This is a genomic window from Caldisericum exile AZM16c01, from assembly GCF_000284335.1.
Taxonomy (GTDB): domain Bacteria; phylum Caldisericota; class Caldisericia; order Caldisericales; family Caldisericaceae; genus Caldisericum; species Caldisericum exile.
The window spans coordinates 953,133-977,250 of the sequence record NC_017096.1; the positions used below are offsets into that span (position 1 = coordinate 953,133).

The window sequence follows — 24,118 nt, forward strand, 5'->3', positions numbered from 1 at the left end:
TCATGCCAGGGAAGGTGCCCCCATCGCCTTCCCATTTTTTATTTGTATTGAGATTTGTAAAATTCATAGTAAAGACCTTTCTTTTCAAGTAGTTGCTCATGCGTGCCTTCTTCAACAATTCTTCCCTTATTTAATACATAAATTCTATTAACGTTCCTAATAGTCGAGAGTCTATGTGCAATGATAATAGAAGTTCTTCCTTTCATAAGGATTTTCGTTCCTTTTTCTATAAGTTCTTCTGTGCGTGAATCAATAGAAGATGTTGCCTCATCTAAAATTAATATTCTTGGATTATGAATTAGCGCTCTTGCAAAAGAGATAAGTTGACGCTCTCCCATCGAAATATTCTTTCCTTCGGTTGATAACTCCGTGTATAAACCTTTCGGTAATCTTTTAATATAGTCGTAAATTCCAAGCATTTTGCAGACATTTTCGACACTTTCTATCGAATAATCATCTCCAAGAGTTATATTATCAAGGACAGTCCCTCTAAAAATAAACACATTCTGTAACACCATTCCAAGATACTTTCTAAAATGGCCTTTGCAAGCAAATTTGAGATCGTGGTCATCAATTGAAACAACACCACTAATTGGATCGTAAAATCCAAATATCAAATTCGCAATTGTTGTTTTCCCTGCACCTGTAAATCCAACTATCGCAACACTTTCCCCTTTCTCAACCTCGATATTTATTCCCTTCAACACATCATTTGCACTTTCATATGCAAAATAAACATTATTAAGAGTTACCTTCCCTTCTACTTCAAACCTTTCGCCGTCCTCAAGATTCTCCTCAAGTTCGTTTTCCTTTAAAAACTCATCAATTTTAACCATAGACGAAACCGCATTTTGTAAAATCGAGAATTTGTCCGAAAGGTCCCCTAAGGGTCCATAAAGGTATGAAAGGTAGCTTGAAAATGAAATTATTGTGCCTATTGTTCCGTTGCCTTTTATTGTAAAAATACCACCTACAAATACAAGGAGGAAAATCGATAGGTACGATGAAATATTAACAGTTTGCCTTAATACAACATTTGTAACCTGAGATTTATAAAAATTGTCCCTAAAATCTTTTGCATATCCTCTAAATTTTTCAATTGCACTTTTCTCCATATTAAATATCTGGACTACATGAATGCCTGTAAGAACTTCTTGCATATGAATATTCATTTTTGTTAAGGCATCTCGAACTTTCTCATAAATTTTTTCAACCAGATTGCCTAAATATAGAGAGAATATTACTGCAACAGGTAAAGGTGAAAGAACAATAAGCCCAAGTTTTGGATTGATGTAGATAAGAAAACCTACGGCAAGCGCTATAAATAAAAGATCCGCAAACAACGAGACAAGCCCTGCATTGAGAAGATCATTCATATTTTCAACATCGTTTGTAATGCGCGTAATTATTTTTCCTGAAGGTTCTCTTGAGAAGGATTCAATTTTAAACCTTGCCACTGTATAAAATAAATCGCGCCTTATATCTTGCATTATTCTCTGTCCTGCATAGTTTCCTACATAGATTTGAATTAACTTGAAAAGAATATTTGAAATAACTGCAACAAGGACGAGTATAAGAAATTTTTTTACATTCCCAAAATCCTTTGTTGAGATAAGTGTATCAATAACATTCTTAATAAGATAAGGAATAATTGCAGAAGTAATTGAGGCAATAAGCATTCCAAAAAACGTTATGAGAAGCAAAATTTTGTATTTCAAAAAGTAGGCTATAAACCTTTTAATTGATTCTCTTCTCATAGATTAGCCTCTAAGAGTTGTTTGCGATAAAGATGGTAAAAGTACCCTTCTTTTGAAATTAGCTCGTTAAATGTGCCTTCTTCGATTATTTTCCCGTCAACAAGTACAAAAATACGATTTGCGATAAGAAGAGAACTCAGTCTTTCGGAAATCATAATAACAGTTAGCCCATTTTTTATGAAATACTCTTCAAGATTTTTTATAATGTTACTTTCAGTTTTGAAATCAACACTTGCAAGGGCATCATCGAGAATGAGATACGGACGTTTAGTTAATAATGCACGCGCTATTGCAATCCTTTGCCTTTCTCCACCGGATAAAGTTATTCCTTGTTCTCCAACAACTGTGTTAAAACCATCTTTAAAGGACATAATATCGTCGTAAATACAGGCAACCTTTGCAACATTTTCGATTTCCTCTCTTGTTGCATCTGGATTACCAATCTTTATGTTGTTATATATGGTGTCAGAGAATAAAAACCCTTCCTGAGGAACATATGAGAATATTCTCTTTATACTTTCAAACGAAATGCTGTTAATATCTATTCCATCATAAAAAATCGAGCCTTTCTTCGCATCTACTATTTTAAGTAGTAAATGAATTAAGGCCGTTTTTCCAGAACCAGGTGCACCTGTTATACCTATTACTTCACCTTTACTTATATTAAGACTAATGCCTTTAAGTACTTCGACATTATCATCGAATGAAAAATGTAAGTCTTTTATATGAATTCTTTCAATGTCTGTAATAAGTCTTCCTGACTTTTCTTTAGGTTGATTTAGTACCTCCTCAATTCGTGAGAGGGACGCAGTTGCTCTCTGGTAAAGAGCAATAGAAAAACCAACAGCCATCATTGGCCATGTGAGAGTTTCTATATATTGAAAGAATGCTGCGATTGTTCCCATTCCAACAACGCCTTTAATATATAGAAGCCCACCGTAGAAAATGAGCACAAGGTTTGCCGCATTAATCATAAAATTAACAATTGGATCAAAAAAACCATCCAGTTTTACAAGTTGCATATTTTCCTTTAAATACTCCTGATTGACATTGTGGAACAATTTTGTAAAATATTGTTCTTTAACAAATGCCTTGATAACCCTTATGCCGTTAACAAGTTCCCTCACACGCACGCTCATGTCAGCGAATATCATGTTGATTCTTTTGTAAATCCTGTGAATCTTTGTGCCAAAATTCAAAGCAAGCGGAAAAAGAAATAAAAGAGGAACGCTTACTGCAAGAGTAAGTTTAAGGTTCATTCTCATCATAAATATGAACGTTGTAAGCCCAAGGACAAACACATCAATAATTGCAAGAAATCCCATGATTAGAAACATTCTAACGGCTTGAGTATCATTCGTTACCCTTGACATCAAATCTCCTATCTCAAACTTTTCAAGTGTTTTGCGTTTAAAAAATACAAAACTTTCAAAAATTTTGTTTTTAAGTTCATAGTCAAAACTCAAAACTGCCTTACGTAGCAAACTTTGATATAAGAATCTGAGACTTACTATTCCAAAAGAAAGCACAAGAATATAGATAGAATACTTAAAAAGATTTGTCGTGTTTTTTACCGAGATACTATCAATCGCAGATTTAGTAAATTGCGGAAGATAGACCTGCGCAAAGTCAACAACTATTAAAAGAGTAACGATTGCAACATATCTAAAGAATTCTTTTCTAAAATAATCTTTAAGCGTTTTCATTAATTACTGGCTCTCTTGAAACCTCTTTTCCAAAGCCTAACTCGTTAATAGATGCAAAAACAATAAAAGAAAATGCAAAATTAAATAGCGCCTGATTCCTTAAAAATGGCAAACCTGCAAGCATGCAAGTAATATAGCCTAAAAGAGTTTTGGGATAAAAATTAAAAACAAAGAAAACCATACTATTAGTGATAAAATAAAAGGCAAGTGTCCCCACAATCTCCATAAGGATTACATTATAGATTTTTCTTCCTCTAAGTAAATACTGGGTTAAAATAACCAAAACCCATCCAACAATTACTATTGCCTCCCATCTAAAATCAAAAGGCACATGCAAAGTAATATTAAGCAAGATATCTGAAAGAATAACGAGAATTGGAACTACCGATAACGCAGTTTTTTTGTTAAAACCTAACAAGGTAAATGCAATAAGGCTCGAAAAGAACTCAACATTGGGAAGTTTAAAAGGAATAAACCTATAAAACACGGAAACAAGCGCAAAAAATACAAACACAACCTTTTTCAAATCTTTTTTCATAATACCTCCTAAACTATTTTAAGTAATTTTAGAATAAACAATGCAATTTTTACTTCAATATGCTTCGACTTTGAAAATCTTTCAAATACGGATTTATATGATAAATAACCACTTTCATTTTGGGCGTTTGCTATAAATTCAAGGATGTGAGGTTTGAAAACGACATTACCCAATAGAGGCAGCATTGGATAGAACGCACTTGAAAGAATTAATGCATATTTGAACTCTTCAAAGATTGTTTCACTTAGTTTTTCGATATAGTTTTCAAAAGATATAATACCCCTTTCGAAATTTTCTTTAATTGACTCGGCAAGCAGTTTGGACGAATAAATTGAGTGATATATACCTGCAGCATTAAAGGGATCTACAATTGAACCAGCTTCGCCTACAAGCACAATCCTTCCTTTAAAAAGACTTATGTCTCTGTCCCAAAGAGATATAGGATAGGTTTTTACTAAAGTGTATGTGTTATCGATTAAATTAGAGAGACCTTTTTTGTAATGCTTCTTTAAAGCTCCTGCTCCAACAGAAGATACATTATCTTTGTTAAATTTCCAACCGTAGCCAAGAGGGAAATCTCCTAAAAATACATTTAAACTTTCCTCATGATCTTTTTTTGGAATTTCTTTTTCCTCTGCAATAACTATTTTTGTTTTCTTGTTAAGCCCCGAAAGAACCGATACCATGCTTCCTATACCATCTGCACCAACAAGGAGTTTGCCCTTATAGATATTTTTGTCGGTTTTCACTACGATGCCGTTCTTGTTTTCCTCGTAAGAAACAAATTTCTCATTATAGTGTATAGTAATACCCTGGCGCAGGTGCTCATCAAATTGATCACGCATCACGCCATATGCAAAAGGTTTATCAAATATTTCTGAGGCAACAAGTTTTCCTTTATAAAAGACTTTAAAGAGTTTGTAGGAACTATAAGAAAAATTATCTTTTACACTCACAGGTAAAATACTAAAAATTCCCTTTGGTAGTCCACCTGCACATACTTTATCTCTAAAATGATGGCCTTTTTCAATTACAAGTGATTCAATATTGTATTCACCCAAAAAATGGGCAAGCGTTGCACCAGCAGGACCACCACCAATGATAATTACATCATGTTTTTCCATATCGCTCTGGCGGAGAGGGTGGGATTTGAACCCACGAGAAGGTTGCCCTTCTACCTGATTTCGAGTCAGGCGCTTTCAACCGCTCAGCCACCTCTCCAGAAGATATTATATAAAAAGTGCTTATTTAATCAAATCTCTGGTATAATATTTTTGTGATTTACGATATACCTCAAGTGGAAGTTAAATTTAAAGAGGAGAATTTCAAAACATTTACGGATTACAAAATTATAAGAATTACTTCAGATAGCGTTATTAAGTCTAACTTTAAAGAAAATGACATAAATATTGCATATCTATTCTTTCCCACAAGAGGCTCTTTCGACAGGGTTATCATATTATTACATGGAATGGGAGAAAGGAATGTAAGGCACCTTGAATACTTCGGGCATAGGTTTGCAAAGATTGGAATTCCACTTCTTACGCCTATACTTCCCTTTCATAATGAAAGAAGAATTAAAGGGTATAAGGATGGTGAGAAATTTCTTATAGACGATTTAGAAGATACTATAAGGGACTATAGGCAAGCAATTATAGATATAAGAGAAAATTTGAATTATCTTGAAAGTAAGGGCTTGGATAAAAGTGGCTTTACACTTTTGGGTTTTAGTTTTGGAGGAATGATTGGCACGATTTTAATGGGCGTTGAAGAAAGAATTAAAAACGGGTTACTTGCGGTTACTGGCGGAAACTTTGAATATATCACTTGGAAGAGTATAGCAACAAAAGTTATCCGACAAAAGTACAAAACGCACACAAACTATGAAACTTATGGCTGCACTTACGAAAAGTGTGCCGAAATACATAAGGATTATTGGGAAATACTCAAAAAGATTAAAAATCTATCGGATATTGATAGAATTAAATTTAAAAAAGAGTGTTTCTTGTTTGACCCCCTTACTTTCGCGCCTCTTATAAACGGACGTAAAGTTATTCTTGTTCGTGCCATATTTGACGAAATTTTTCCTAAGGAATCAACCCTTGCACTTAAAAAAGCAATTAACACTTCAACACTTATAAACCTATTAAGCGACCACTATCTTATAATAGCATATAGAAGATTCCTTTTTAATAAGGTATATGAACTCGTAAAGGAGGGCTAATTTGAAAATATTAGGATTACTTGACTTAAACAAATTGAAGATTTCTGAAAAAGAAGAGGTAAACTTTGAAAACTACAGAATTTTCTCTTACAGGCTTTCTGAGTTAGGTGCAGATGGAATATACATTAAAGGAATAAATAAAGACTCGGATTTAATTTTTATAAATGAGTTAAAAAATGAAATCGATATACCAATTTTTAAGGAAAACGATTTTGAAGATATTATCCATATTGAGGAGTTCCTGAAAGGAAAAAAAGGAACAACACTTATTATCGAAGAAGAAGAAATTTTAGAGCATTTTGACGGAAGGAAAGAATTTGTACCAATTTATACGGCTTTAATATCTTATAAAGCAAAAAAAGAGGGTTTTATTACCCTCATTGTTGAAGATATAGAAGCAGTTAAAGCCTCTTTAAAATTCGAATAATTTTTTAATTGATTTCTTAAAAGGCGGGTATGCAATCCCTTTATCTGTAATAATCCCAGTGATCAATTCATGAGGAGTTACATCAAAAGAGAAGTTATAAACTTCAACTCCATTGGGAGCGATTCTTTGTCCCATACAATGTGTTACTTCATCAGAATTTCTTTCCTCAATTGGGATTTCTTTACCACTTTCAATGTTTAAGTCAATTGTCGAAAGAGGTGCTGCAACATAAAAAGGTATTTTGTGATAGTGTGCTAAAACTGCAAGCATATATGTGCCAACCTTGTTTGCAGTGTCACCATTTGATGCAATCCTATCTGCGCCTGTAACTATCCCTGAGACAAGACCTTTTTGCATCACAAATGCAGCCATATTATCTGTTATGAGTCTAAAGGGTATTCCTGCCTCTTTTAATTCAAACGCTGTAAGACGAGCACCTTGCAAATACGGGCGCGTTTCAAGCGCAATTACTGAAATATTTTTGTACTTTTCAAAAGACCTTTTAATTACAGAAAATGCTGTGCCATGTTTTATTGTTGCAAGTTCACCCGTATTACAGATTGTCATTATTGTATCACCATCTGTGAATAATTCAGATCCGAATTCCCCAATTTTGAAATTTCTCTCAATATCTTCATTTTCAATATTCTTTGCTTCAATAAGCGCTATTTGTTTTAATTCTTCAGGGCTTTTTTCCCCATTTGAAAGAATTTTATCAAGGATTCTTTTTGTCGCCCATGCAAGGTTTACTGCAGTTGGCCTTGCACTATCAAGGTAATCCTTCAACTCTTTTGCCTTTTGGATAAATGTTTCAGTTGAACCTTCAAAATTTCTAAGTCCTAAATACATTCCATAGGCAGCGGCAACGCCTATTGCAGGCGCTCCTCTAATTTTCATTTTATTAATTGCTTCCCATACATCACATTCAGTTTTACACTGCACATCTATAACTTCAAAAGGAAGATATCTCTGGTCTAAGATATGAAGAATGCTTCCATCAAAATAAAGGGAACGGATTTCCATAATCTAACTATATCTTGTATTTATTGAGGCAATCCGAGCAAACTCTCAACACTTTTATTTCCCCATTTATCATTACTTTAGCTTTGTGAAGATTTGGAAGAAATCTTCTTTTAGTTTTTCTATTTGAGTGACTTACACTATGCCCTGTTATAGGCCCTTTACCACAAATTTCGCATTTATTTGCCATATCTTACCTCCAAACTATATAGTGCTTTTTTCAAAAATTACCTATATATTTTATAGATTTTGTTAATATTTGCAAGTGCTCGAATTGCCTCATCAAAAATCTATATGAAATTGAATCGTTGCCTCACATAAAAATCTATTCAAAAATAGAAACGGAGGTAAAATGATGAAAAAAGTAGAAGAAGTTCTAAAGAAACTGGAAGAAGGAGGTTTTATGAGTCTATCCTTGAAAGAGAGAAAGGCTGTGATAAGAGAAGAGGCAGCGATATACAAGAAGTTAACGAAGAAAGAGAAAAGCAGGATGCTTGATGAATTTGTGAAACTCACAGGATACTCAAGATGTTATGCATCATATGTATTGAGAACATATGGAAGTAAAGTTGTTGTTGATTTAGAAAATGGAAAAAGAACTGTATTCATAGGCGATGATCTGTATAGTGGTAAAGGACTTAAGATAAGGAAGAGAAAAAGGGAAAGGGTATACGGTGAAGAAGTCTTCAATGCCCTTGTATATCTATGGAAGATGTCGGATTACCTATGTGGGAAAAGACTGAATGTGTATATGAAAGAAATAATACCTATCTTAGAGAACTTTAATGAGTTCCCTTACTCTAAAGAGATAAAAGAAAAGTTGCTTTCAATAAGTCCTGCTACAATAGATAGGTTGCTTAAGAAAGAAAAGGATAAGTTTAAGTTAAAGATGAAAGGAAAAACACTAACTAAACCTGGGACTCTATTAAAGCATAGCATTCCGATAAGGACATTCTCTGAATGGAATGAGAAAGAGCCAGGCTTTGTTGAAGTAGACCTTGTTGGTCATGATGGAGGTAATCTAAGAGGAGAATTTCTCTATTCCCTTGATGTGACTGACATACATACTGGATAGACAGAAACAAAGGCAATAAAAAACAAAGCACAGATATGGACATTCAATGCATTAAAGGAGATTGGGAAGAGATTCCCTTTTTCAATAAAAGGTATTGATTCAGATAATGGAAGTGAATTCATCAATGCACATCTATTGAATTATTGTGAAAAAGAGCATATCACATTTACAAGGGCAAGACCTTATAGAAAGAATGATAATTGCTTTGTGGAACAGAAGAACTATTCTGTGGTAAGAAGGGCTGTAGGATACATAAGGTATGATACGGATGAGGAACTGAAGATAATGAATGAACTCTACAATACATTGAGGCTCTATACGAACTTTTTCTTACCTTCAATGAAACTAAAAGAGAAAACAAGAATTGGGAGTAAGGTATTAAAGAAGTACGACAAACCCAAGACACCCTATCAAAGGATTCTTGAATGTGAGTTAGTATCTGAAGAAATAAAGAAGAATCTCAGGAGAATGTATGAAACACTAAATCCTCTTTTACTTAAAAGAGACTTAGATAAAATCTCAAAAGAACTTTCAAAAGCATATGATAAAAAGATAAGGAAAATGGAAAGGAAAGAGAAAGAAGAGAGAAAATCATATACTGATTTTCCTTTGACTCAGAATAATTTCATATATAATTTAGATGAGGCAACCAGATAATATTTCATATAGAAAATTATGTGAGGCAACACGGTGCTGTATTTGAACAATTTAAAAAATCTTGTTCCAATTTAGCCAAATTTTATAACGGCATCTTTTAAGTTCAATTACTGCAAATAATATCAATGTAATAGCATATTTCCCTTATCCAAAAACCAATTAAATCGTAATTTTCATAACAATTTTTTAGTATAATTGGGAGGTAAATATGGGTAAAGTTATAGATTTCAGCAATGTCCACACTGATAATTTGGAATCTTCAAGTTTTGTAAAGGCACTTGCAGGATTGAGAGCAAATTTTGAAGTTGCACCCATAAGTGAAAGTGAAGAGGTAGTTAAAGAAAACAAGAGTCGTCAGGTTCATATTGGAAGAAGGAATTGAGATACCTAAAGAGTTGGTAGGCAAATTTAAATTTGCAAGGCACAAATCTAAACTTGCAAGAGATATGAGATTTTAATCAAGATTCACCCTGTCTTTGTATAATAAGACTTAATCTGAGATACGTGGAATTTAAAGTAATTTTAGGTACAAAATAAAGTATCTTCTAAAATGTTTAATAGAGTTTTCGATAAATTTTCAAAAATTCCCAATTATGTTATAATTTATAAAACTTTGGAGGTTAAAAATGGCAAAGATTATAATAACCGAAAATGCAATTAAAAAAATAGCAGCATATTCAACAATAGAGTGTTATGGTGTTGTTGGCCTTGCACCTAAAACTTTCTATGATAAGATTTTGAGGACGCTTAAAGTAGAAGAGTACGAGGCAGGGGTAGACGTTGACATAAAAAGTAACGACAATGTAAAAATAACTTTATACGTAATCATTCAAGGTGGTACGAATGTCTTAGAAATTGCAAATACAATTATTTCGCAAGTTTCATATAAAGTAAAACAATTAACAAAAATCAAAAATGTTGACGTCGATGTAATAATAAAGGGAATTAAAGGAGAAGAATAATGAAATACCTTGAACTCAATGACCTTGATAATTTCTTTAGAGGTGCCTTACAATACCTTGGAGAAAAAAGGGAAGAAGTAAATAAATTGAACGTATTTCCGGTGCCAGATGGAGATACTGGCACGAATATGTACCTTACACTCAAAACTGCAATAGAAAATGTGGACAAGAAAAAACCACAAAGTATGAAAGACTATGCAAAGGCTCTTTGTGAAGGTGCTTTAATAGGTGGTAGAGGAAATTCAGGCGTAATACTTTCTCAAATTTTAAAGGGATTTTTTGAACCAGTAGATAACGTAGAACATATTGACGGATTTGTTTTCTCAAGAGCTCTCCAAAATGCAACAAAGGTTGCATACCAAGCGGTTATAAAGCCTGTTGAAGGCACAATTCTTACAATAATAAGAACCATGGCGCAATCTTCTATTGAATTTGCCAATAAAGAGGATATCCTTGCGCTTTTATCTTATATAATTGAAGAAGGGAAAAGAACACTTAAAAGAACACCAGAAATGCTTCCTGTCTTAAAAGAAGCAGGTGTTATTGATTCGGGTGGTCAAGGACTTGTATATATATTCGAAGGCGGATACAAAGCACTTAAAGGTGAACTTACTAAAGCAAAGGAAACCGAAGAAGTAATAGGTGAAGCCCACATTGGCCCAGAATCTCTTGAATACAAATTTGATACAGTGCTTTTGTGCTATCTTGGAAGTTATCCAAGAGACTTAATAAGAAAAGACCTCGAGCAATTCGGGGATAGCATAGTTGTTGCTGATGCAGAGGACCTTACAAAAATTCACATTCATTCAAATGAGCCCAATAAAGTTATTGCTTACATTCTTGACAAAGGTGATATAAAAGAGGCTCATATCGAGAACATGCAAATTCAAACTGATACATTTGCACAGACAAAAGAAGAAAAACCAAAGAAAATTGAAAGTAGATTCGCATTCTCTATAGTCTCAATTGCACAGGGTGATGGTTTTAGGAAATTATTCGAAAGCCTTGGAGTAGAAAAGGTTGTTGAAGGCGGACAAACAATGAACCCATCTATTCAGGACATTCTAAACGCAGTTAACGAATGTTCTAAAGATACTGTAATTGTTCTGCCAAATAATCCAAATGTTGTCCTTGCATCACAAGAAGCAAAGAAACTCTCAAAAGATAAAAGGGTTGAGATAATACCTACAAAAAACCCGGCACAGGGCATTCCCATAATACTCTCATTTAATTCTGAAGAGTCAATTGAAGAAAATTTAAAGATTGCAAATGAAGTTTTAAACCGTATTCATGTTATTGAAATTACCTACTCAGTAAGAGACACAAGTTTTAACGGTCTCCAAATCAAAGAGAACGACATAATAGGATTCTTTGATGACAATTTAGCAACAACTGGCACAAATCCTGAAGAAACCTTCATTAAATTACTTGAGGATGTAAAAGATAAAATTGAAGGGCACGAATTTATTTCAATTTACTATGGCAGGGATACAGAAGAAAAAATCGCAAAGGCAATGCTCTCAAAACTTCAGGAAATTTTTCCTGATTTTGAATTCGACCTTGTATATGGTGGACAACCATTTTACTATTACTTAGCATCAATAGAATAGGAGGAAAAAGTGGAAGAACTCAATAAATTTTTTGAAGAATTTAAGAAAAAATACGCACCTCAATTTGCAATCATCACAGGTACAGGACTTGGAAGTATGCTTGAAAACGCAGAAATTTACGAAAAAATACCGTACAAGGATATTCCACACTTCCCAATTTCGACAGTATTGGGACACGCATCTGAATTAGTTTTTGCAAAATTAGGAAAATATAATGTTGTGTTTTTTAACGGAAGATTCCATTACTACGAAGGGTATTCAATGAAGGAAGTCACAATGACTGTAAGAACCGCACATGCACTTTCCATCAAAAATCTCATTGTATCAAATGCATCTGGTGCCGTGAATCCAACTCTCAAAGCAGGAGATTTGATGCTTATAAGAGATCACGTGAATTTCATATTTGCGGATAACCCGTTAAGAGGAGAGCCTGGAAACGAAAAATTTGTAAACATGACAAATGTATACGATGAAGAGTATAGAAGGATCATTAAGACAATCGCATATAAACATGGCATTCCAATCAAGGAAGGTGTTTATTGTGCAGTTATGGGGCCAAGTTTCGAAACTATTGCAGAATTACTGCTTATGGAAAGACTCGGAATTGATGCAGTTGGAATGTCAACTGTGCCTGAGGTGATACTTGCTCGTTATTACGGAATGAAGGTCGTAGGGCTTTCCTGTATTACTGACAACGCCTTTGCAGAGGGAGAAGTCCAACACGAGAAAGTTGTTCAAATTGCAAAGGAATGTGGAGAGAAAATCTCTTTAATTTTAAGCGAGTTTCTTCAGGAGGTTTAAATGAGTATTGTCGAGATTATCGAAAAGAAAAAATACGGAAAGCACCTTGAAGATAACGAAATAAAAGAAATCGTAATGGGTTATGTTGAAGGCATCGTTCCAGATTATCAAGTAGCTGCATTTCTTATGGCTGTCTGGTTTAGAGGAATGGACGATAAAGAGCTGTCCACTCTTACGGATATCATGATTCATAGTGGCAAAACAATAGACTTATCAAAAATACATGGCATAAAAGTCGATAAACACAGTTCTGGTGGTGTTGCAGACACAGTTACAATACCACTTGTGCCAATCGTTGCATCCTTGGGAGTTCCAGTTGCAAAAATGTCTGGAAGAGGTTTAGGACATACGGGTGGAACAATTGATAAACTTGAATCGATTCCAGGATTTAGAGTAGAAGTTCCTACCGAAGAGTTTATAAATATCGTAAATAGAGTAGGTGGAGCAATTATTTCTCAAAGTGAAGAGTTAGTTCCTGCAGATAAAAAGATCTACGCACTTAGGGATGTTACAGGAACTGTTGACAGTATACCACTTATTGCATCTAGTATTATGAGTAAGAAAATTGCCTCCGGAACTGATGCGATAGTGCTTGATGTTAAGGTTGGTAATGGTGCATTTATGGAAGATCTTGGTGATGCACTTAAGCTTGCGGAAGCAATGGTTAGGATTGGGAACTCATTAGGTAGAAAAACTGTTGCATATATTACCGACATGAACGAGCCTCTTGGTGATGCAATAGGAAACTCTATTGAGGTTGAAGAGGGCATAAATATACTTAAGGGAAAAGGAAGTAAGAGATTGTTTGAGGTAATAGAAACACTTGGAAGTGAAATGTTAGTATTAGGCGGGAGGGCTTCAGATAGAGAATTGGGTAAAAGCCTTATAAGAGAAGCAATAGCAAGTGGAAAGGCACTCCAAAAATTAGCCGAAATCATTGAAGCACAAGGAGGAAACAAACAAGTAATAAACGATTTCAATCTCCTTCCACAAGCAAAATTTAAGAAAGATATAATTTCAGAAAAAACAGGGTATATTTCGAGAATTGATACAAAGGGCATTGGAAGACTTGCTCAATTCTTGGGTGCGGGAAGAGAAAAAAAAGATGATGTTATCGACCTTTCATGTGGTATAATATTCCCCAAAAAATTAGGAGACTACATTGAAAAAGGACAGCAAATTGGAACTGTCCTTTCAAACAATGAAGCAAAATTAGAAGAAGCATTAAATAGATTTAATTCACTTATAGAAGTAAGTGACACACCTATTGAGCCACCTCCACTCATCTATTACAGAGTATCAGCCGAAGGGGTTGATAAACTCTTTTAATGAGCAATAACACGGCAATTCTGACACACGCAGGGGCAGATTTTGATGCCATCGCCTCTGCATTTGCAGCTTCCAAACTATACCCTGGGTCAGTTGTTATTCATCCAGGATCAACGGATATAAACGCTCAAAAAATCATTGCACTGTTCTCTGATGTTCTCAATTTCAAAAAAATGAGAGATCTTCCAAAAGATTTTTTTGAAAATATATCAAGGATCGTTATTGTTGATACAAGGCTAAAAAATAGAATTGGAAATGGCGTAGAACTCCTTCAGAACAAGAACGCCCAAATTGTTGTAATTGATCATCATCCAGGAGAAACAGATATAGAAAACGCAATTGTAGTGGGAAAAAATGTTGGCGCTAACACAACGATACTTGTAAACCTTTTAATGCTAAAAAAGGTGCGTCTTACTCCAATCGAAGCTACAATACTTGCTTTAGGTATTTATGAAGATACGGGTTCACTTTCTTTCCCATCCGTTACAAGCGATGATTTTAGGGCACTTGAATTTCTCTTCTCATTTGGCGTTGACATGAAACTCGTTCACAGATTTACATCGCCTTTTCTTCAGGAGGGACAAATTTCTCTGCTTAGAACGTTCCTTGAAAAGCTAAAAGAATACAACATAAATGGACACAAAGTTGGAATAACCCATGCAAGCTTGGAAAAATATGTGCCAGGAGTATCAATTTTAGCACACAAAATTCTTGAAATGATTGACCTTGATGTGATCTTTGTCCTCGTTAAAATCGGAGAAACTGTGCACATTATAGGAAGAAGCGTCCACGAATCCTTTAGTCTTACAGAGATTGCAGATACATTTAACGGAGGAGGACATCCAACTGCAGTGTCAGGAACAGTAAAGGGCGAGCCAATCGAAATTGTCGTTAACAAAATCCTTGAAGCAGTTAATCTTGCAAACTTTTATTCACTCAAAGCAAGAGACATAATGAGTTCACCTGTAAAAACAATTTCATCAAATGCAACAATTAAAGAAGCACTTGAAATAATGGTAAAAATGGGTTTCTCTGGACTACCAGTAGAAGAAAACGGAGAAATAATTGGCATCATAGAAAAGAAAAATGTAGAAAAGGCCTACCTTTTTGGAAAAAAGAACAGTTCTGTGAAACAATTTTTTTCTCCAAAGATTGTTATGGTTAAAGCATTTGATAACTTAAGGGAAATTGAAGATAAAATGGTAAATGAAGATGTCGGGAGAGTGCTTGTAGAACACAACGGACACATTATAGGTATCATCTCACGAAGTGACCTACTTAAGGCATATAAGTTTGAAGATATGATGAAAGAAATCCCAAGAAACGTAACAACAACACAACTTCCCGACAAAAAATACATTTCGAAGGTAATTGAAAATGCAACAAGTAAACAAATTTTTAAACTCCTAAAAGAATTTGGTAAAATTGCAAGTGAATTAAATCTTGAAATCTACCTTGTTGGTGGAGCAGTGAGAGATGCACTTCTTGGCAAGAAAATCGTAGATTTTGATTTTGTGACAAATGACGCAATAAGTTTTGGAAAAAGGTTAAAAGAAAAATTTAATGGCACAATTGAGATATTTGAAGAAACACAAACAGTCCATTTTGTTTTCAATGGTATGAATTTTGATTTTGTTACAGCAAGAAGGGAATATTATGTAGATAACTCTCTTGTGCCGGTAATTGAGAAGGCTACTTTGAAAGAGGATCTTGCAAGAAGAGACTTTACCATTAACGCAATGGCAGTTGATATAAGAGAGAAAAATTTTGGCATCCTTTACGATTATTTTAACGGTTACGAGGATCTTCTTAAAGGTATTATAAGAGTTTTAAAACCACTTTCTTTTATAGAAGATCCTTCAAGAATCTTTAGAGCAATAAAATATATGGTTGAACTAAAATTCAAGTTTTCAAGAGAAAGTGAAATCCTTCTTAAGAAAGCAGTCGAAATTGGGGCATTATTTTCAAGTAAATCCCAGAGAGTACAAGAAGAACTCAAAGAGTTAATAGCAAAAGATGAAATAGATCAAGTGATTCAATTTTTTACAAACTACGGAATTTTAAAAGAAATTTTTAGAATTAACGGCATCCCAAAAGCAACAGTTAGTGCAATAAAATCATTTTATAAGACTGAAAAAGATACAACCAAGCGAATACATGCATTCCTTTTTCTTATTTACCTTTCAAAATGCCATATAAATGAGGAAGAAGTTAACAAAATCTTTGGAATTAGAAAACATGAAATCCTTAAGATAAAGGAGGCAATCGAGGTTTTCAAAAACATTAAAGAAAGTTTCAGTAAAGAGGACCTACCTTCTATTGTTATTAAACTAAATAATCTTGATTTAACATACGTTCATGCATATTATTACAAAACAAAAGGAGAAGTTAAAAAATTCTTCAAAGATTATCTTGAAAAACTGAGATTCATTAAAAATGAACTCAGAGGGTCTGACTTAAAAGAGTTGGGATTAAAAGAAGGCCCACAGTATAGAAAAATCTTCGATATTCTCACTTCTTTAAAATTAAAAGGAGAAATAAAGGACAAAAACGATGAAATTAAATACCTTTTAGAACATAGGGAGGAGTTTGAATGGAAATAGATCCGAGAATAAAAAAGATAGTGGATAATATTGAGAAGGTTATCTTAGGAAAAAGAGAAATTATTCTTCTTTCGCTTGTACCTCTCATTGCAGAAGGACATCTCATATACATTGATGTACCAGGTGTCGGCAAGACAACTCTTGGAGAGTCAATTGCAAGATCAATCGATGTTGCAACCTCGAGAATTCAATTTACCGCAGACTTATTACCCACAGATATAATTGGAATAACTGTTTTTAATAAAGAAACTTCACAGTTTGAATTTAGAAAGGGCCCAATATTTGCAAATATTGTAATCGGAGATGAAATTAACAGAGCACCACCAAAAACGCAATCTGCCTTGCTCGAAGGAATGAGCGAAAGGACAGTTTCGGTTGAAAACAAGCGCTACTCACTTCCAAATCCTTTTATAGTTATTGCAACAGAGAACCCAGTTGAATTTGCAGGCACATATCCACTTCCTGAAAGCGAACTTGATAGATTCATGCTTTCTTTAGAAGTTGGATACCCAGAGCCTACAACAGAGATAAAAATTCTTCAAAACGGTAAGAAACTTGAAGCAAAAGATTTAAACCCAGTGCTATCCTTAAATGAGCTAATGGATATTATTAGTGAGGCAAAAGAGGTTCTTGTAGAGGAATCCGTTTTGAATTACATATACGAAATTGTTAGGAAAACGCGTATGTCAAAATTTATAAGACTTGGATTAAGCACAAGAGGTGCAATAGACTTTGTAAAAGCAGTAAAGGCATTTGCAAAAATCATGGGGAGAAATTTCGTAATTCCTGAAGATGTAAAAAAACTTGCAAAACCCGTTCTTAAACACAGGCTAATTTTCAAAGAGTATGAAGAGAAGTTTAAAGATGAAATCATTGAAAACATTGTTTTTGAAACGCAAGTTCCCATATAGTAAAATTAGGATAACTCGTCAAGGTATCCTCTACATATTAGTTTTGATAATTATAGGATTTGCGGCATTTAACTCGGGCAATAATATGATTTACCTTATTTTTGCAATTGCTTTATCGCTAATGGGAGTTTCTTCATATCTTGCGGTAAGGAATCTCTCTCATATTGATATTAAAATTGAATCCCCGCAAGAGATTTATGTAGGAAAAGAAACTTTCCTCTCTGTTATATTGTTAAACAAAGAAGATAGGAAAAAGTTTGTTATTGATGTTGAACTCATGGGAAAAAATTTCCATTTTGATGTAGTAGAAAAAAACGAGAAAAAGAGTAACAGTTTTACATTTAACAAAAGAGGTAAATTTGAAATTGGAAAGATTAAGGTTAGGTCTTCTTATCCTTTCGGCTTCTTTATAAGGGAAAAAGAAATTACATCAAATGAAGTATTTTTTGTTTTTCCAGAAATAAGAGATATATTAATTTCACAAAAAAATTCAATTCAACTGAACGCTTTGAGACAAGAAAACGATGGAGACTTTTACTCAGTTGACGATTATAAAGAAGGAATTGATGCAAGGAGAATTTCTTGGAAAATTTCTGCAAAATTAGGTGAAGAAAAAGTAATTATGTTTGCAAACTCAGAAGGCTCAAACTATACTATAGTTTTTAACAACTCAAAAAAATTATTTACCGAAGAGGGTTTTGAGATTGTAGTAGTAAAAATTGCATCACTTGTATACAAGCTATTCCATATACGTCTAAATTTTGACTTTATAAGTCCAAAAATAAATCTTAAGTGCACAAATTTTGAAGACTATTTAAGAATAATGCAGTATCTATCAGAAGTTACTCGTGAAGATAATGAACCTATCAGAAATACAAAGGGAATTACCTATGAAAATATCGAACTTATTTAAATTTAGTAGTCTTTGTATTTCTTTTCTGTTTTTTTCACTTTCCTCCATTGCTTTTGTCATGCTTATTTACAATGGACTTATATTGCTTCTAATTTTTCCTATTCTTGCTTGTATCTTAAAGGATACACGAGTATCAAAAGACTTTAAAAAAGGATTTGAAATTTTTCCACTGCTTACTTTCCTCTTTCTTCTTGCAGTTAGAGCAGATTTATTTGTAGTGGTATCGTCTTTGCTTCTTGCCTCCATAAGTGCCAAATTCGTTCTTTCAAACGACCCAAAGGACTACTTTGAGATTTTTGTTGTAGGGCTAATGCTTTCGCTTCTTTCATCTATTGGAACAATAGCCTTCGGATTCGGTATTGTTGCAATATTTTTCCTCATATCGTCGTTCTTTTTTCTTATACAAACTCAATTCAAAAATTCCATACCTTTAAAAAAATCGGCACCAGATAAAAAAGACATATTTATATATATTGCTACTTCACTCTTATTTTCGCTTATTCTATTTTTCTCCCTTCCACGCTTCACTTTGGGAGTAATTCATGGAAATCCAATTGGCGCTAAGGCAACTTCAAATTTCTCTGAAGATGTCTCAATAGATTCAAATCCAATTACGCTTGATTACTCCATAGTGATGAGGATAGAAAAAAATAAACAAAATATGCCACTTTACATTTCGGGATTAAGATACACGACTTTTTTAAACGGAAAGTGGTACAAAAGCGAGCAAAAAGAGAAAGTTTATCCAGATTTATTAGGCGTTTTTCTCGAAAGAACTATGAAAAAGGCTACAATTTACCTCGAACCAAATAATACCAATGTAATATTTATGGTTGATTATGCAAGAGGAATTTATGGAAATTTTAACCTTATATACAAAGATAACATCGGGAATCTTTTCTTTGAAACTCCCTTTTTTAAAACCGTAAAATATGATTCATTTTTCGAGGACTTTCCACTGAAAGAAAAATTATCAAACGAAGATTTAAAAAGGTACTTAGACGTGAGAGGTGTTAATCCTCAAATAATTGAACTTGCAAATTCAATTAGTAAGAACTCATCTAAGCAAACAGACAAACTAAACGCAATACTCAACTATTTAAAAACATCAAACGAATATTCTTTAAACCCAACCGCAAGAAATATAGACGATTTTATGTTAAACCATGCAAGTGGCTATTGTGAGCACTTTGCAACAGCGTTTGTTATACTTGCAAGAGCATCAAATATCCCCGCTCGTCTTGTGTCTGGTTTTGTAACAACGGAGTGGAATGATACCCTCAAATATTACATTGTGAGAGCAAAAGATGCTCATACGTGGGCAGAAGTTTATATGAACAATGCCTGGGTTAGGATTGACCCAACGCCACCTTCGCAAACGCAAGTTAGTAAAATAAGTTTATTTGCTGACTCAATAAGGATGTTTTGGTACAAAAACTTTGTAACATACAATGTTGAATCACAAGTAAGACTATTTTCAAATATACAAGAAACTTTCACGAATTTTGGGAAAAACACTCTCAACTTAGTAGAAGTTCTGAGATCAAATATTTACTCCGTTTTAATAATTGGCTTGTTAATATTAGTTTCTTCCTTGATAAAGAAAAGAAAGAGAAATCAAATAGATATAATAACGAAGAAAATAATAAACCTCATTGGAAACGATAAAAGTGAGAACGAAACAATCCTTGAATTTGCAAAAAGAAAGAGGAAAGATAAAGAATTGCAAATCCTTCTGAATCTGTATTACGAATACAGGTTTGGTAAAAAATACTGGTTAAAAGATGCGATTAGTAAAATGATAAAGGACTTTCAAAGTCAAAAAAGCTTATTGACAAATTAAATGTTTTCAATTATAATTCCATAAAGGAAGGTGAAAAAATGAAAAAAATTGTTATAGTTATAGCTGTAATTTTGCTTATTGCAGGGCTTCTTACTGGTTGCTCGCAAACAAGCACAAGCAATACAACGAACACCAATAATACGACCACACAAACAGGAAGTAATAGAGAAGTTGCTCCTGATTTTTCTTGGAAGGACAACAATGGAAATGTTATAAAATTATCTGATCTCAAAGGCAAAGTGGTCCTTCTTGATTTCTGGGCAACATGGTGTGGTCCTTGTAGAATGACTATCCCACATGTTGAAGCAATTTACGAAAAATATAAAGATAAAGGTGTCGTTGTTATTGGAATTAATCTTGACACTGGAGACGTGAGTAAAGTACAACAATTTATAAATGAACAAGGGATGAAATACCTTGTTGTAACGGACCCTAATAGCCAAGTTGCAAGTCTTTACGGAGTTAACAGTATTCCAAGATTCTTTGTTATCGATAAAAACGGTAGAATTGCAAAAATGCTTATTGGATATGATCCCAATATGGAGGATGTCTTATCCAAAGAAATTGATGCACTACTTAATGAGTGAGGTGAAAAATGGAAGTAAATGAAACAAACTTTAGGGATGAAGTTTTAAATTCCCCGATACCGGTTCTTGTGGATTTTTGGGCTGAATGGTGTGTACCTTGCAAAATGATTGAGCCAATTGTATTGGAACTTGAAAAAGAATACGCAGGGAAATTAAAAGTTGTAAGGGTTAACGTAGATGAAAACCAAAACCTTGCAATTGAGTATGGCATCATGAGTATTCCAACGCTTGGAATATTTGTAAACGGCTTGATGGTTGATCAGATAGTTGGCGCTGTCCCAAAAAGAGTTATTGTTGACAAATTAAAAAAGTATTTATTACCTAATTAAACATTTAGGGCCCCCAAGGGGCCCTAAATTACTTTCTATACTTATTAATCACACTTTTTACAAAATTAAAATCGTTTTTAAAGAAGAAATTTCCCATGACAAGGACATCTACACCTTTTTCAAGAACCAGTTGTATCGTCTCCTCGTTAATTCCACCATCAACAGAGATTAAGAATGTTAAACCATTTTTCTTCCTAAACTCATAAGCCTTCTCAATTTTTAAAAGAGTTTCTTTTATGAATTTTTGACCTGAAAAACCTGGCTCAACACTCATAATCAAGAGCAGATCAACATAAGGCAGCAAGTCAAAAACATGCTCAATGGGTGTCGAAGGATTAAGCGAAACACCGCATTTTTTGTTTAATCCTTTTACAGTATTCACAAGCCTAAATGGAAATGTTGTTTCTTCAATATGAAATGTAATGTAATCTGAAAACACTGCAAATCTTTCAATAAATTTTTCTGGATGATTAATCATAAGATGGGTGTCAAATGGTATATTAGTTATGTTTCGCAACTGTTCCCCTATAAAAGGCCCAAAAGTAATATTGGGAACAAAGTTACCGTCCATTATATCAAGGTGAAGGAAACTATCTTGAAAGTATTCCACCTTTTTTATTTCTTCTTTAATATTTGTAAAATCTGCTGAAATAATCGAAGGAGAAACTATAAATTTCATTTTGAAATCCTCAGAAGAACTTGTGTACCTTTTTGCACTTTCGCATCCGGCATTGGATATTGATAAAGAACTGTATTTGGTGGAGCATTTGGAACCTCTTGATTAAACACATCAACTTTATACAACACAAGACCTGCGCTTTCTAAAATCGTCTTTGCCTCGTCAACACTCTTACCGATTACATTTGGGACGATAACAAAAGTACCAATGCTAACTGTTAAATCAACTTTTGTTCCCGGCTGTACAATTGTGTTTGGATCTGGTGACTGAGAAATAACAGTTCCAATGGGTACGTCAACTTCAACCTCTTTTATTTCCCCTATGGTAAGTCCTGCATCAAAAATGAGTTGCCTTGCGTCTTTAAAATCCTTATTCACAACATCAGGGACTGTAATCGTTGAAAAACCAGAACTCAAAATGATTTTAACTATGCCGCCTTTTTTAACTTCCGCACCTTCCGCCGGATCTTGTGAAATAATTGTGTCAATAGGATAAGTTGCGCTTGGTTGGGTTGTAACAACCTGAAGGATAAGGCCGTTATTTTTTGCAAGAGACTGCGCCTCTGTTGCCTTCATTCCAATAAAATTTGGAACCTTAACAACCTCAGTATTACTTTGTGCACATCCTGTAAATAACAATACTACAATTAAAAATATCAATATTTTGTTAATTGCATTTTTCATATACCTATTTTACGATTTTTGAAAAGAATTTGCAAGATTTTCTCTTTTATCTATACTTTAAGTATGAAGAAGATAGTTACATATCCAGGAACATTTGACCCTATCACAAATGGGCATCTTGAAATAATTGAAAGAGCAAGCAAAATTTTTGATGAAGTTGCTGTACTTGTTGCCAAAAGGGACGAAAAAAATACTCTGTTTTCTTTAGATGAGAGAATTGAAATTGTTAAAAGTTGTGTAACTCATATTAAAAATGTGAAAGTAGACAAACTTGATAAATTGCTGGTCGATTATTTGAAAGAGCATAAAATAAATTTGGTATTAAGAGGACTCCGCTCCTATAAGGATTTTGAATATGAAAAGGAGATGTTTGAAGCAAATATAACAATGTTGAAAGACCTCGAAATAATTTTCATGATTGCAACACCACATACCGCATTTATAAGTTCAAGCCTTATTAAAGAAATCGCTCTTAACGGTGGTGATGTATCACAGTTTGTTCCAAAAGAAGTGAATAAAAGATTAAAAGAAAAATTAAGGAGATGAGCATGGGCAGAAGCATAATTGATGAAATAGAAAATTTGAAAAAGATTATAGAAAATGCAAAAAAAGTTCCATTCTCAAAGTACATTACAGTTGATAGGGATGAGATCTTAGGCAGTCTTATAAGAATCGAAGCAATGCTTCCAGATGAGGTAAAACAAGCAGTTAATATTACGAAGCAAAAAGATATGATTTTGCAAGATGCCTACGATGAAAAGATGCGCATTTTAAAACAGGCAGAAGAAGAATTTAGAAAAAAGGTAAGTGAGTCATACATCATTGAAGAGGCAAAAAAAGAAAAAGAGGAGATACTTAAAACTGCGATGGAAGAGGGAGAACGCATCAGAAAAGAAGCATTACAGTATGCAAATGAAATATTGGCTAAAGTAGAGGGAGTTTTGGAGAAAGCACTTACAGCAATAAAAGAAAGTAAGGAGGAAATTGTAAATGAAATTGCAAATAGACAGAATTATTAATGAAGAAAAGATAGAAATTGATGAAGTTATCGACTTTTCTAATGTTTCGATGCCAGTAAAAATTGTTGAACCTGTAAAGATTCATCTTAATTTTGAAAATCTTGGTAAAAGGGAAGTACGTGTTTCAGGAGAAATTTTAGCAACACTTCGATTAACATGCGTTGTCTGTCTTGAAGAATTTGACGAAAAACTGAAAATTGAGGTAGACGAAACTTATATCCCTGAAACGTTTATCGAAAATAGAAAAGAAGAGCGTCCAATAGAAGAATTGAGTGAATTCACCTACAAGGGCTCCTATCTTGATACTTTTGAAATTGTAAGAGACAATATTCTTGAATTTATTCCACCCTACCCAAAATGTCCTAAATGTGCATCAAAAACTGAAGAAATTTGATTATAATAAAAACTAACAGCCCAAATTCCGCCTGCTGAGGATGGGCAGATA

General features: G+C 33.7%; 26 protein-coding genes and 1 tRNA gene. 18 read left to right on the forward strand and 9 right to left on the reverse strand.

Going from position 1 to position 24,118, the window contains the following annotated elements:
- Nucleotides 1-38: 38 nt before the first annotated feature.
- The 5 genes from CSE_RS04720 to CSE_RS04740 form a co-directional block, all read right to left on the reverse strand.
- Nucleotides 39-1,757, reverse strand: coding sequence for an ABC transporter ATP-binding protein (locus CSE_RS04720; RefSeq protein ID WP_014453503.1), 1,719 nt, complete (start codon nucleotides 1,755-1,757; stop codon nucleotides 39-41).
- Nucleotides 1,754-3,463 (reverse strand): ABC transporter ATP-binding protein, encoded by a 1,710-nt coding sequence (locus CSE_RS04725; protein ID WP_014453504.1) that lies wholly within the window; start codon nucleotides 3,461-3,463, stop codon nucleotides 1,754-1,756. The genes CSE_RS04720 and CSE_RS04725 overlap by 4 nt, the downstream gene beginning before the upstream one ends.
- The gene (locus tag CSE_RS04730) at nucleotides 3,450-4,001 is read right to left on the reverse strand and encodes a DUF6580 family putative transport protein (protein WP_014453505.1); all 552 of its coding nucleotides are present in this window, start codon (nucleotides 3,999-4,001) and stop codon (nucleotides 3,450-3,452) included. The genes CSE_RS04725 and CSE_RS04730 overlap by 14 nt, the downstream gene beginning before the upstream one ends.
- An 8-nt stretch (nucleotides 4,002-4,009) precedes the next feature.
- Nucleotides 4,010-5,125, reverse strand: a complete 1,116-nt coding sequence (locus CSE_RS08305; RefSeq protein ID WP_014453506.1) for an FAD-dependent monooxygenase — start codon at nucleotides 5,123-5,125, stop codon at nucleotides 4,010-4,012.
- Nucleotides 5,126-5,132: 7 nt separating this feature from the next.
- Nucleotides 5,133-5,222, reverse strand: a tRNA-Ser gene (locus tag CSE_RS04740).
- Between the two features lie 76 nt (nucleotides 5,223-5,298).
- Here CSE_RS04740 and CSE_RS04745 point away from each other — a divergent pair.
- Together CSE_RS04745 and CSE_RS04750 are read left to right on the forward strand one after the other, a co-directional pair.
- Nucleotides 5,299-6,225 carry an alpha/beta fold hydrolase gene (locus tag CSE_RS04745; RefSeq protein WP_156785897.1) on the forward strand — a complete coding sequence of 309 codons (927 nt, stop codon included), beginning with the start codon at nucleotides 5,299-5,301 and terminating at the stop codon, nucleotides 6,223-6,225.
- A 1-nt stretch (nucleotide 6,226) separates the two neighbouring features.
- Nucleotides 6,227-6,652, forward strand: a complete 426-nt coding sequence (locus CSE_RS04750) for a hypothetical protein (protein WP_014453508.1) — start codon at nucleotides 6,227-6,229, stop codon at nucleotides 6,650-6,652.
- Here CSE_RS04750 and mtnA read toward each other — a convergent pair.
- Both mtnA and rpmB read right to left on the reverse strand, forming a co-directional pair.
- Entirely contained in the window at nucleotides 6,638-7,675 is a 1,038-nt protein-coding gene (mtnA, locus tag CSE_RS04755; protein WP_014453509.1) for an S-methyl-5-thioribose-1-phosphate isomerase, read from the reverse strand. The two genes, CSE_RS04750 and mtnA, sit on opposite strands and share 15 nt — an antisense overlap.
- 7 nt (nucleotides 7,676-7,682) lie before the next feature.
- The gene (rpmB, locus tag CSE_RS04760; protein WP_014453510.1) at nucleotides 7,683-7,862 is read right to left on the reverse strand and encodes a 50S ribosomal protein L28; all 180 of its coding nucleotides are present in this window, start codon (nucleotides 7,860-7,862) and stop codon (nucleotides 7,683-7,685) included.
- A gap of 165 nt (nucleotides 7,863-8,027) precedes the next feature.
- Between rpmB and CSE_RS08415 the strand changes: the two genes are divergently transcribed.
- From CSE_RS08415 to trxA, 13 genes are all read left to right on the forward strand, one after another.
- A complete protein-coding gene (locus tag CSE_RS08415; protein WP_050981335.1) occupies nucleotides 8,028-8,747 on the forward strand; it encodes a hypothetical protein in 720 nt (239 codons plus the stop codon).
- A 135-nt stretch (nucleotides 8,748-8,882) separates the two neighbouring features.
- Nucleotides 8,883-9,404, forward strand: coding sequence for a hypothetical protein (locus tag CSE_RS08420; RefSeq protein ID WP_014453512.1), 522 nt, complete (start codon nucleotides 8,883-8,885; stop codon nucleotides 9,402-9,404).
- Nucleotides 9,405-9,612: 208 nt separating this feature from the next.
- Nucleotides 9,613-9,786 carry a hypothetical protein gene (locus tag CSE_RS08425; protein ID WP_014453513.1) on the forward strand — a complete coding sequence of 58 codons (174 nt, stop codon included), beginning with the start codon at nucleotides 9,613-9,615 and terminating at the stop codon, nucleotides 9,784-9,786.
- Nucleotides 9,787-10,030: 244 nt separating this feature from the next.
- Nucleotides 10,031-10,366, forward strand: a complete 336-nt coding sequence (locus CSE_RS04770) for an Asp23/Gls24 family envelope stress response protein (RefSeq protein ID WP_014453514.1) — start codon at nucleotides 10,031-10,033, stop codon at nucleotides 10,364-10,366.
- Nucleotides 10,366-11,976: a DAK2 domain-containing protein gene (locus tag CSE_RS04775; protein ID WP_014453515.1), complete on the forward strand. Its 1,611-nt coding sequence runs from the start codon at nucleotides 10,366-10,368 to the stop codon at nucleotides 11,974-11,976. Before CSE_RS04770 ends, CSE_RS04775 begins: the two co-directional genes overlap by 1 nt.
- Before the next feature lie 9 nt (nucleotides 11,977-11,985).
- A complete protein-coding gene (locus tag CSE_RS04780) occupies nucleotides 11,986-12,777 on the forward strand; it encodes a purine-nucleoside phosphorylase (protein ID WP_014453516.1) in 792 nt (263 codons plus the stop codon).
- Nucleotides 12,778-14,106: a pyrimidine-nucleoside phosphorylase gene (locus CSE_RS04785; protein ID WP_014453517.1), complete on the forward strand. Its 1,329-nt coding sequence runs from the start codon at nucleotides 12,778-12,780 to the stop codon at nucleotides 14,104-14,106. It abuts the gene before it with no gap.
- The gene (locus CSE_RS04790; RefSeq protein ID WP_014453518.1) at nucleotides 14,106-16,709 is read left to right on the forward strand and encodes a CBS domain-containing protein; all 2,604 of its coding nucleotides are present in this window, start codon (nucleotides 14,106-14,108) and stop codon (nucleotides 16,707-16,709) included. Before CSE_RS04785 ends, CSE_RS04790 begins: the two co-directional genes overlap by 1 nt.
- A complete protein-coding gene (locus CSE_RS04795) occupies nucleotides 16,700-17,620 on the forward strand; it encodes an AAA family ATPase (protein WP_014453519.1) in 921 nt (306 codons plus the stop codon). The genes CSE_RS04790 and CSE_RS04795 overlap by 10 nt, the downstream gene beginning before the upstream one ends.
- Nucleotides 17,574-18,533: a DUF58 domain-containing protein gene (locus CSE_RS04800; protein ID WP_041726085.1), complete on the forward strand. Its 960-nt coding sequence runs from the start codon at nucleotides 17,574-17,576 to the stop codon at nucleotides 18,531-18,533. The genes CSE_RS04795 and CSE_RS04800 overlap by 47 nt, the downstream gene beginning before the upstream one ends.
- Complete coding sequence (locus CSE_RS04805; protein ID WP_041726088.1) at nucleotides 18,511-20,376, forward strand: transglutaminase family protein; 1,866 nt, start codon at nucleotides 18,511-18,513, stop codon at nucleotides 20,374-20,376. The genes CSE_RS04800 and CSE_RS04805 overlap by 23 nt, the downstream gene beginning before the upstream one ends.
- A gap of 38 nt (nucleotides 20,377-20,414) precedes the next feature.
- Nucleotides 20,415-20,963: a peroxiredoxin family protein gene (locus tag CSE_RS04810; protein WP_014453522.1), complete on the forward strand. Its 549-nt coding sequence runs from the start codon at nucleotides 20,415-20,417 to the stop codon at nucleotides 20,961-20,963.
- An 8-nt stretch (nucleotides 20,964-20,971) separates the two neighbouring features.
- Nucleotides 20,972-21,292, forward strand: a complete 321-nt coding sequence (trxA, locus tag CSE_RS04815) for a thioredoxin (RefSeq protein ID WP_014453523.1) — start codon at nucleotides 20,972-20,974, stop codon at nucleotides 21,290-21,292.
- Between the two features lie 28 nt (nucleotides 21,293-21,320).
- Here trxA and rpe read toward each other — a convergent pair whose 3' ends face one another.
- Nucleotides 21,321-21,971: a ribulose-phosphate 3-epimerase gene (rpe, locus tag CSE_RS04820; protein ID WP_014453524.1), complete on the reverse strand. Its 651-nt coding sequence runs from the start codon at nucleotides 21,969-21,971 to the stop codon at nucleotides 21,321-21,323.
- Complete coding sequence (locus CSE_RS04825; RefSeq protein WP_014453525.1) at nucleotides 21,968-22,654, reverse strand: PASTA domain-containing protein; 687 nt, start codon at nucleotides 22,652-22,654, stop codon at nucleotides 21,968-21,970. The genes rpe and CSE_RS04825 overlap by 4 nt, the downstream gene beginning before the upstream one ends.
- Nucleotides 22,655-22,717: 63 nt before the next feature.
- Between CSE_RS04825 and coaD the strand changes: the two genes are divergently transcribed.
- From coaD to CSE_RS04840, 3 genes are read left to right on the forward strand one after another with little or no spacing between them, the layout of a single operon-like run.
- Nucleotides 22,718-23,200 carry a pantetheine-phosphate adenylyltransferase gene (gene coaD, locus CSE_RS04830; RefSeq protein WP_014453526.1) on the forward strand — a complete coding sequence of 161 codons (483 nt, stop codon included), beginning with the start codon at nucleotides 22,718-22,720 and terminating at the stop codon, nucleotides 23,198-23,200.
- A 2-nt stretch (nucleotides 23,201-23,202) separates the two neighbouring features.
- Nucleotides 23,203-23,673 carry a hypothetical protein gene (locus tag CSE_RS04835; protein ID WP_041726090.1) on the forward strand — a complete coding sequence of 157 codons (471 nt, stop codon included), beginning with the start codon at nucleotides 23,203-23,205 and terminating at the stop codon, nucleotides 23,671-23,673.
- Nucleotides 23,645-24,067, forward strand: coding sequence for a YceD family protein (locus CSE_RS04840; RefSeq protein WP_014453528.1), 423 nt, complete (start codon nucleotides 23,645-23,647; stop codon nucleotides 24,065-24,067). Before CSE_RS04835 ends, CSE_RS04840 begins: the two co-directional genes overlap by 29 nt.
- Nucleotides 24,068-24,118: the final 51 nt, after the last annotated feature.

Bases quoted from the DNA above. Each gene is read 5' to 3' on its own strand.
- CSE_RS04790 (WP_014453518.1), top strand. From the start codon at position 14,106: ATGAGCAATAACACGGCAATTCTGACACACGCAGGGGCAGATTTTGAT.
- CSE_RS08415 (WP_050981335.1), top strand. From the start codon at position 8,028: ATGAAAAAAGTAGAAGAAGTTCTAAAGAAACTGGAAGAAGGAGGTTTT.
- CSE_RS04825 (WP_014453525.1), bottom strand. From the start codon at position 22,654: ATGAAAAATGCAATTAACAAAATATTGATATTTTTAATTGTAGTATTG.
- CSE_RS08305 (WP_014453506.1), bottom strand. From the start codon at position 5,125: ATGGAAAAACATGATGTAATTATCATTGGTGGTGGTCCTGCTGGTGCA.
- CSE_RS04785 (WP_014453517.1), top strand. From the start codon at position 12,778: ATGAGTATTGTCGAGATTATCGAAAAGAAAAAATACGGAAAGCACCTT.
- rpe (WP_014453524.1), bottom strand. From the start codon at position 21,971: ATGAAATTTATAGTTTCTCCTTCGATTATTTCAGCAGATTTTACAAAT.
- trxA (WP_014453523.1), top strand. From the start codon at position 20,972: ATGGAAGTAAATGAAACAAACTTTAGGGATGAAGTTTTAAATTCCCCG.
- CSE_RS04730 (WP_014453505.1), bottom strand. From the start codon at position 4,001: ATGAAAAAAGATTTGAAAAAGGTTGTGTTTGTATTTTTTGCGCTTGTT.
- CSE_RS04795 (WP_014453519.1), top strand. From the start codon at position 16,700: ATGGAAATAGATCCGAGAATAAAAAAGATAGTGGATAATATTGAGAAG.
- CSE_RS04725 (WP_014453504.1), bottom strand. From the start codon at position 3,463: ATGAAAACGCTTAAAGATTATTTTAGAAAAGAATTCTTTAGATATGTT.
- CSE_RS04805 (WP_041726088.1), top strand. From the start codon at position 18,511: ATGAAAATATCGAACTTATTTAAATTTAGTAGTCTTTGTATTTCTTTT.
- rpmB (WP_014453510.1), bottom strand. From the start codon at position 7,862: ATGGCAAATAAATGCGAAATTTGTGGTAAAGGGCCTATAACAGGGCAT.
- CSE_RS04775 (WP_014453515.1), top strand. From the start codon at position 10,366: ATGAAATACCTTGAACTCAATGACCTTGATAATTTCTTTAGAGGTGCC.
- CSE_RS04840 (WP_014453528.1), top strand. From the start codon at position 23,645: ATGAAATTGCAAATAGACAGAATTATTAATGAAGAAAAGATAGAAATT.
- CSE_RS04800 (WP_041726085.1), top strand. From the start codon at position 17,574: ATGAAATCATTGAAAACATTGTTTTTGAAACGCAAGTTCCCATATAGT.
- CSE_RS04720 (WP_014453503.1), bottom strand. From the start codon at position 1,757: ATGAGAAGAGAATCAATTAAAAGGTTTATAGCCTACTTTTTGAAATAC.
- CSE_RS08425 (WP_014453513.1), top strand. From the start codon at position 9,613: ATGGGTAAAGTTATAGATTTCAGCAATGTCCACACTGATAATTTGGAA.
- CSE_RS04835 (WP_041726090.1), top strand. From the start codon at position 23,203: ATGGGCAGAAGCATAATTGATGAAATAGAAAATTTGAAAAAGATTATA.
- CSE_RS04770 (WP_014453514.1), top strand. From the start codon at position 10,031: ATGGCAAAGATTATAATAACCGAAAATGCAATTAAAAAAATAGCAGCA.
- mtnA (WP_014453509.1), bottom strand. From the start codon at position 7,675: ATGGAAATCCGTTCCCTTTATTTTGATGGAAGCATTCTTCATATCTTA.
- coaD (WP_014453526.1), top strand. From the start codon at position 22,718: ATGAAGAAGATAGTTACATATCCAGGAACATTTGACCCTATCACAAAT.
- CSE_RS04810 (WP_014453522.1), top strand. From the start codon at position 20,415: ATGAAAAAAATTGTTATAGTTATAGCTGTAATTTTGCTTATTGCAGGG.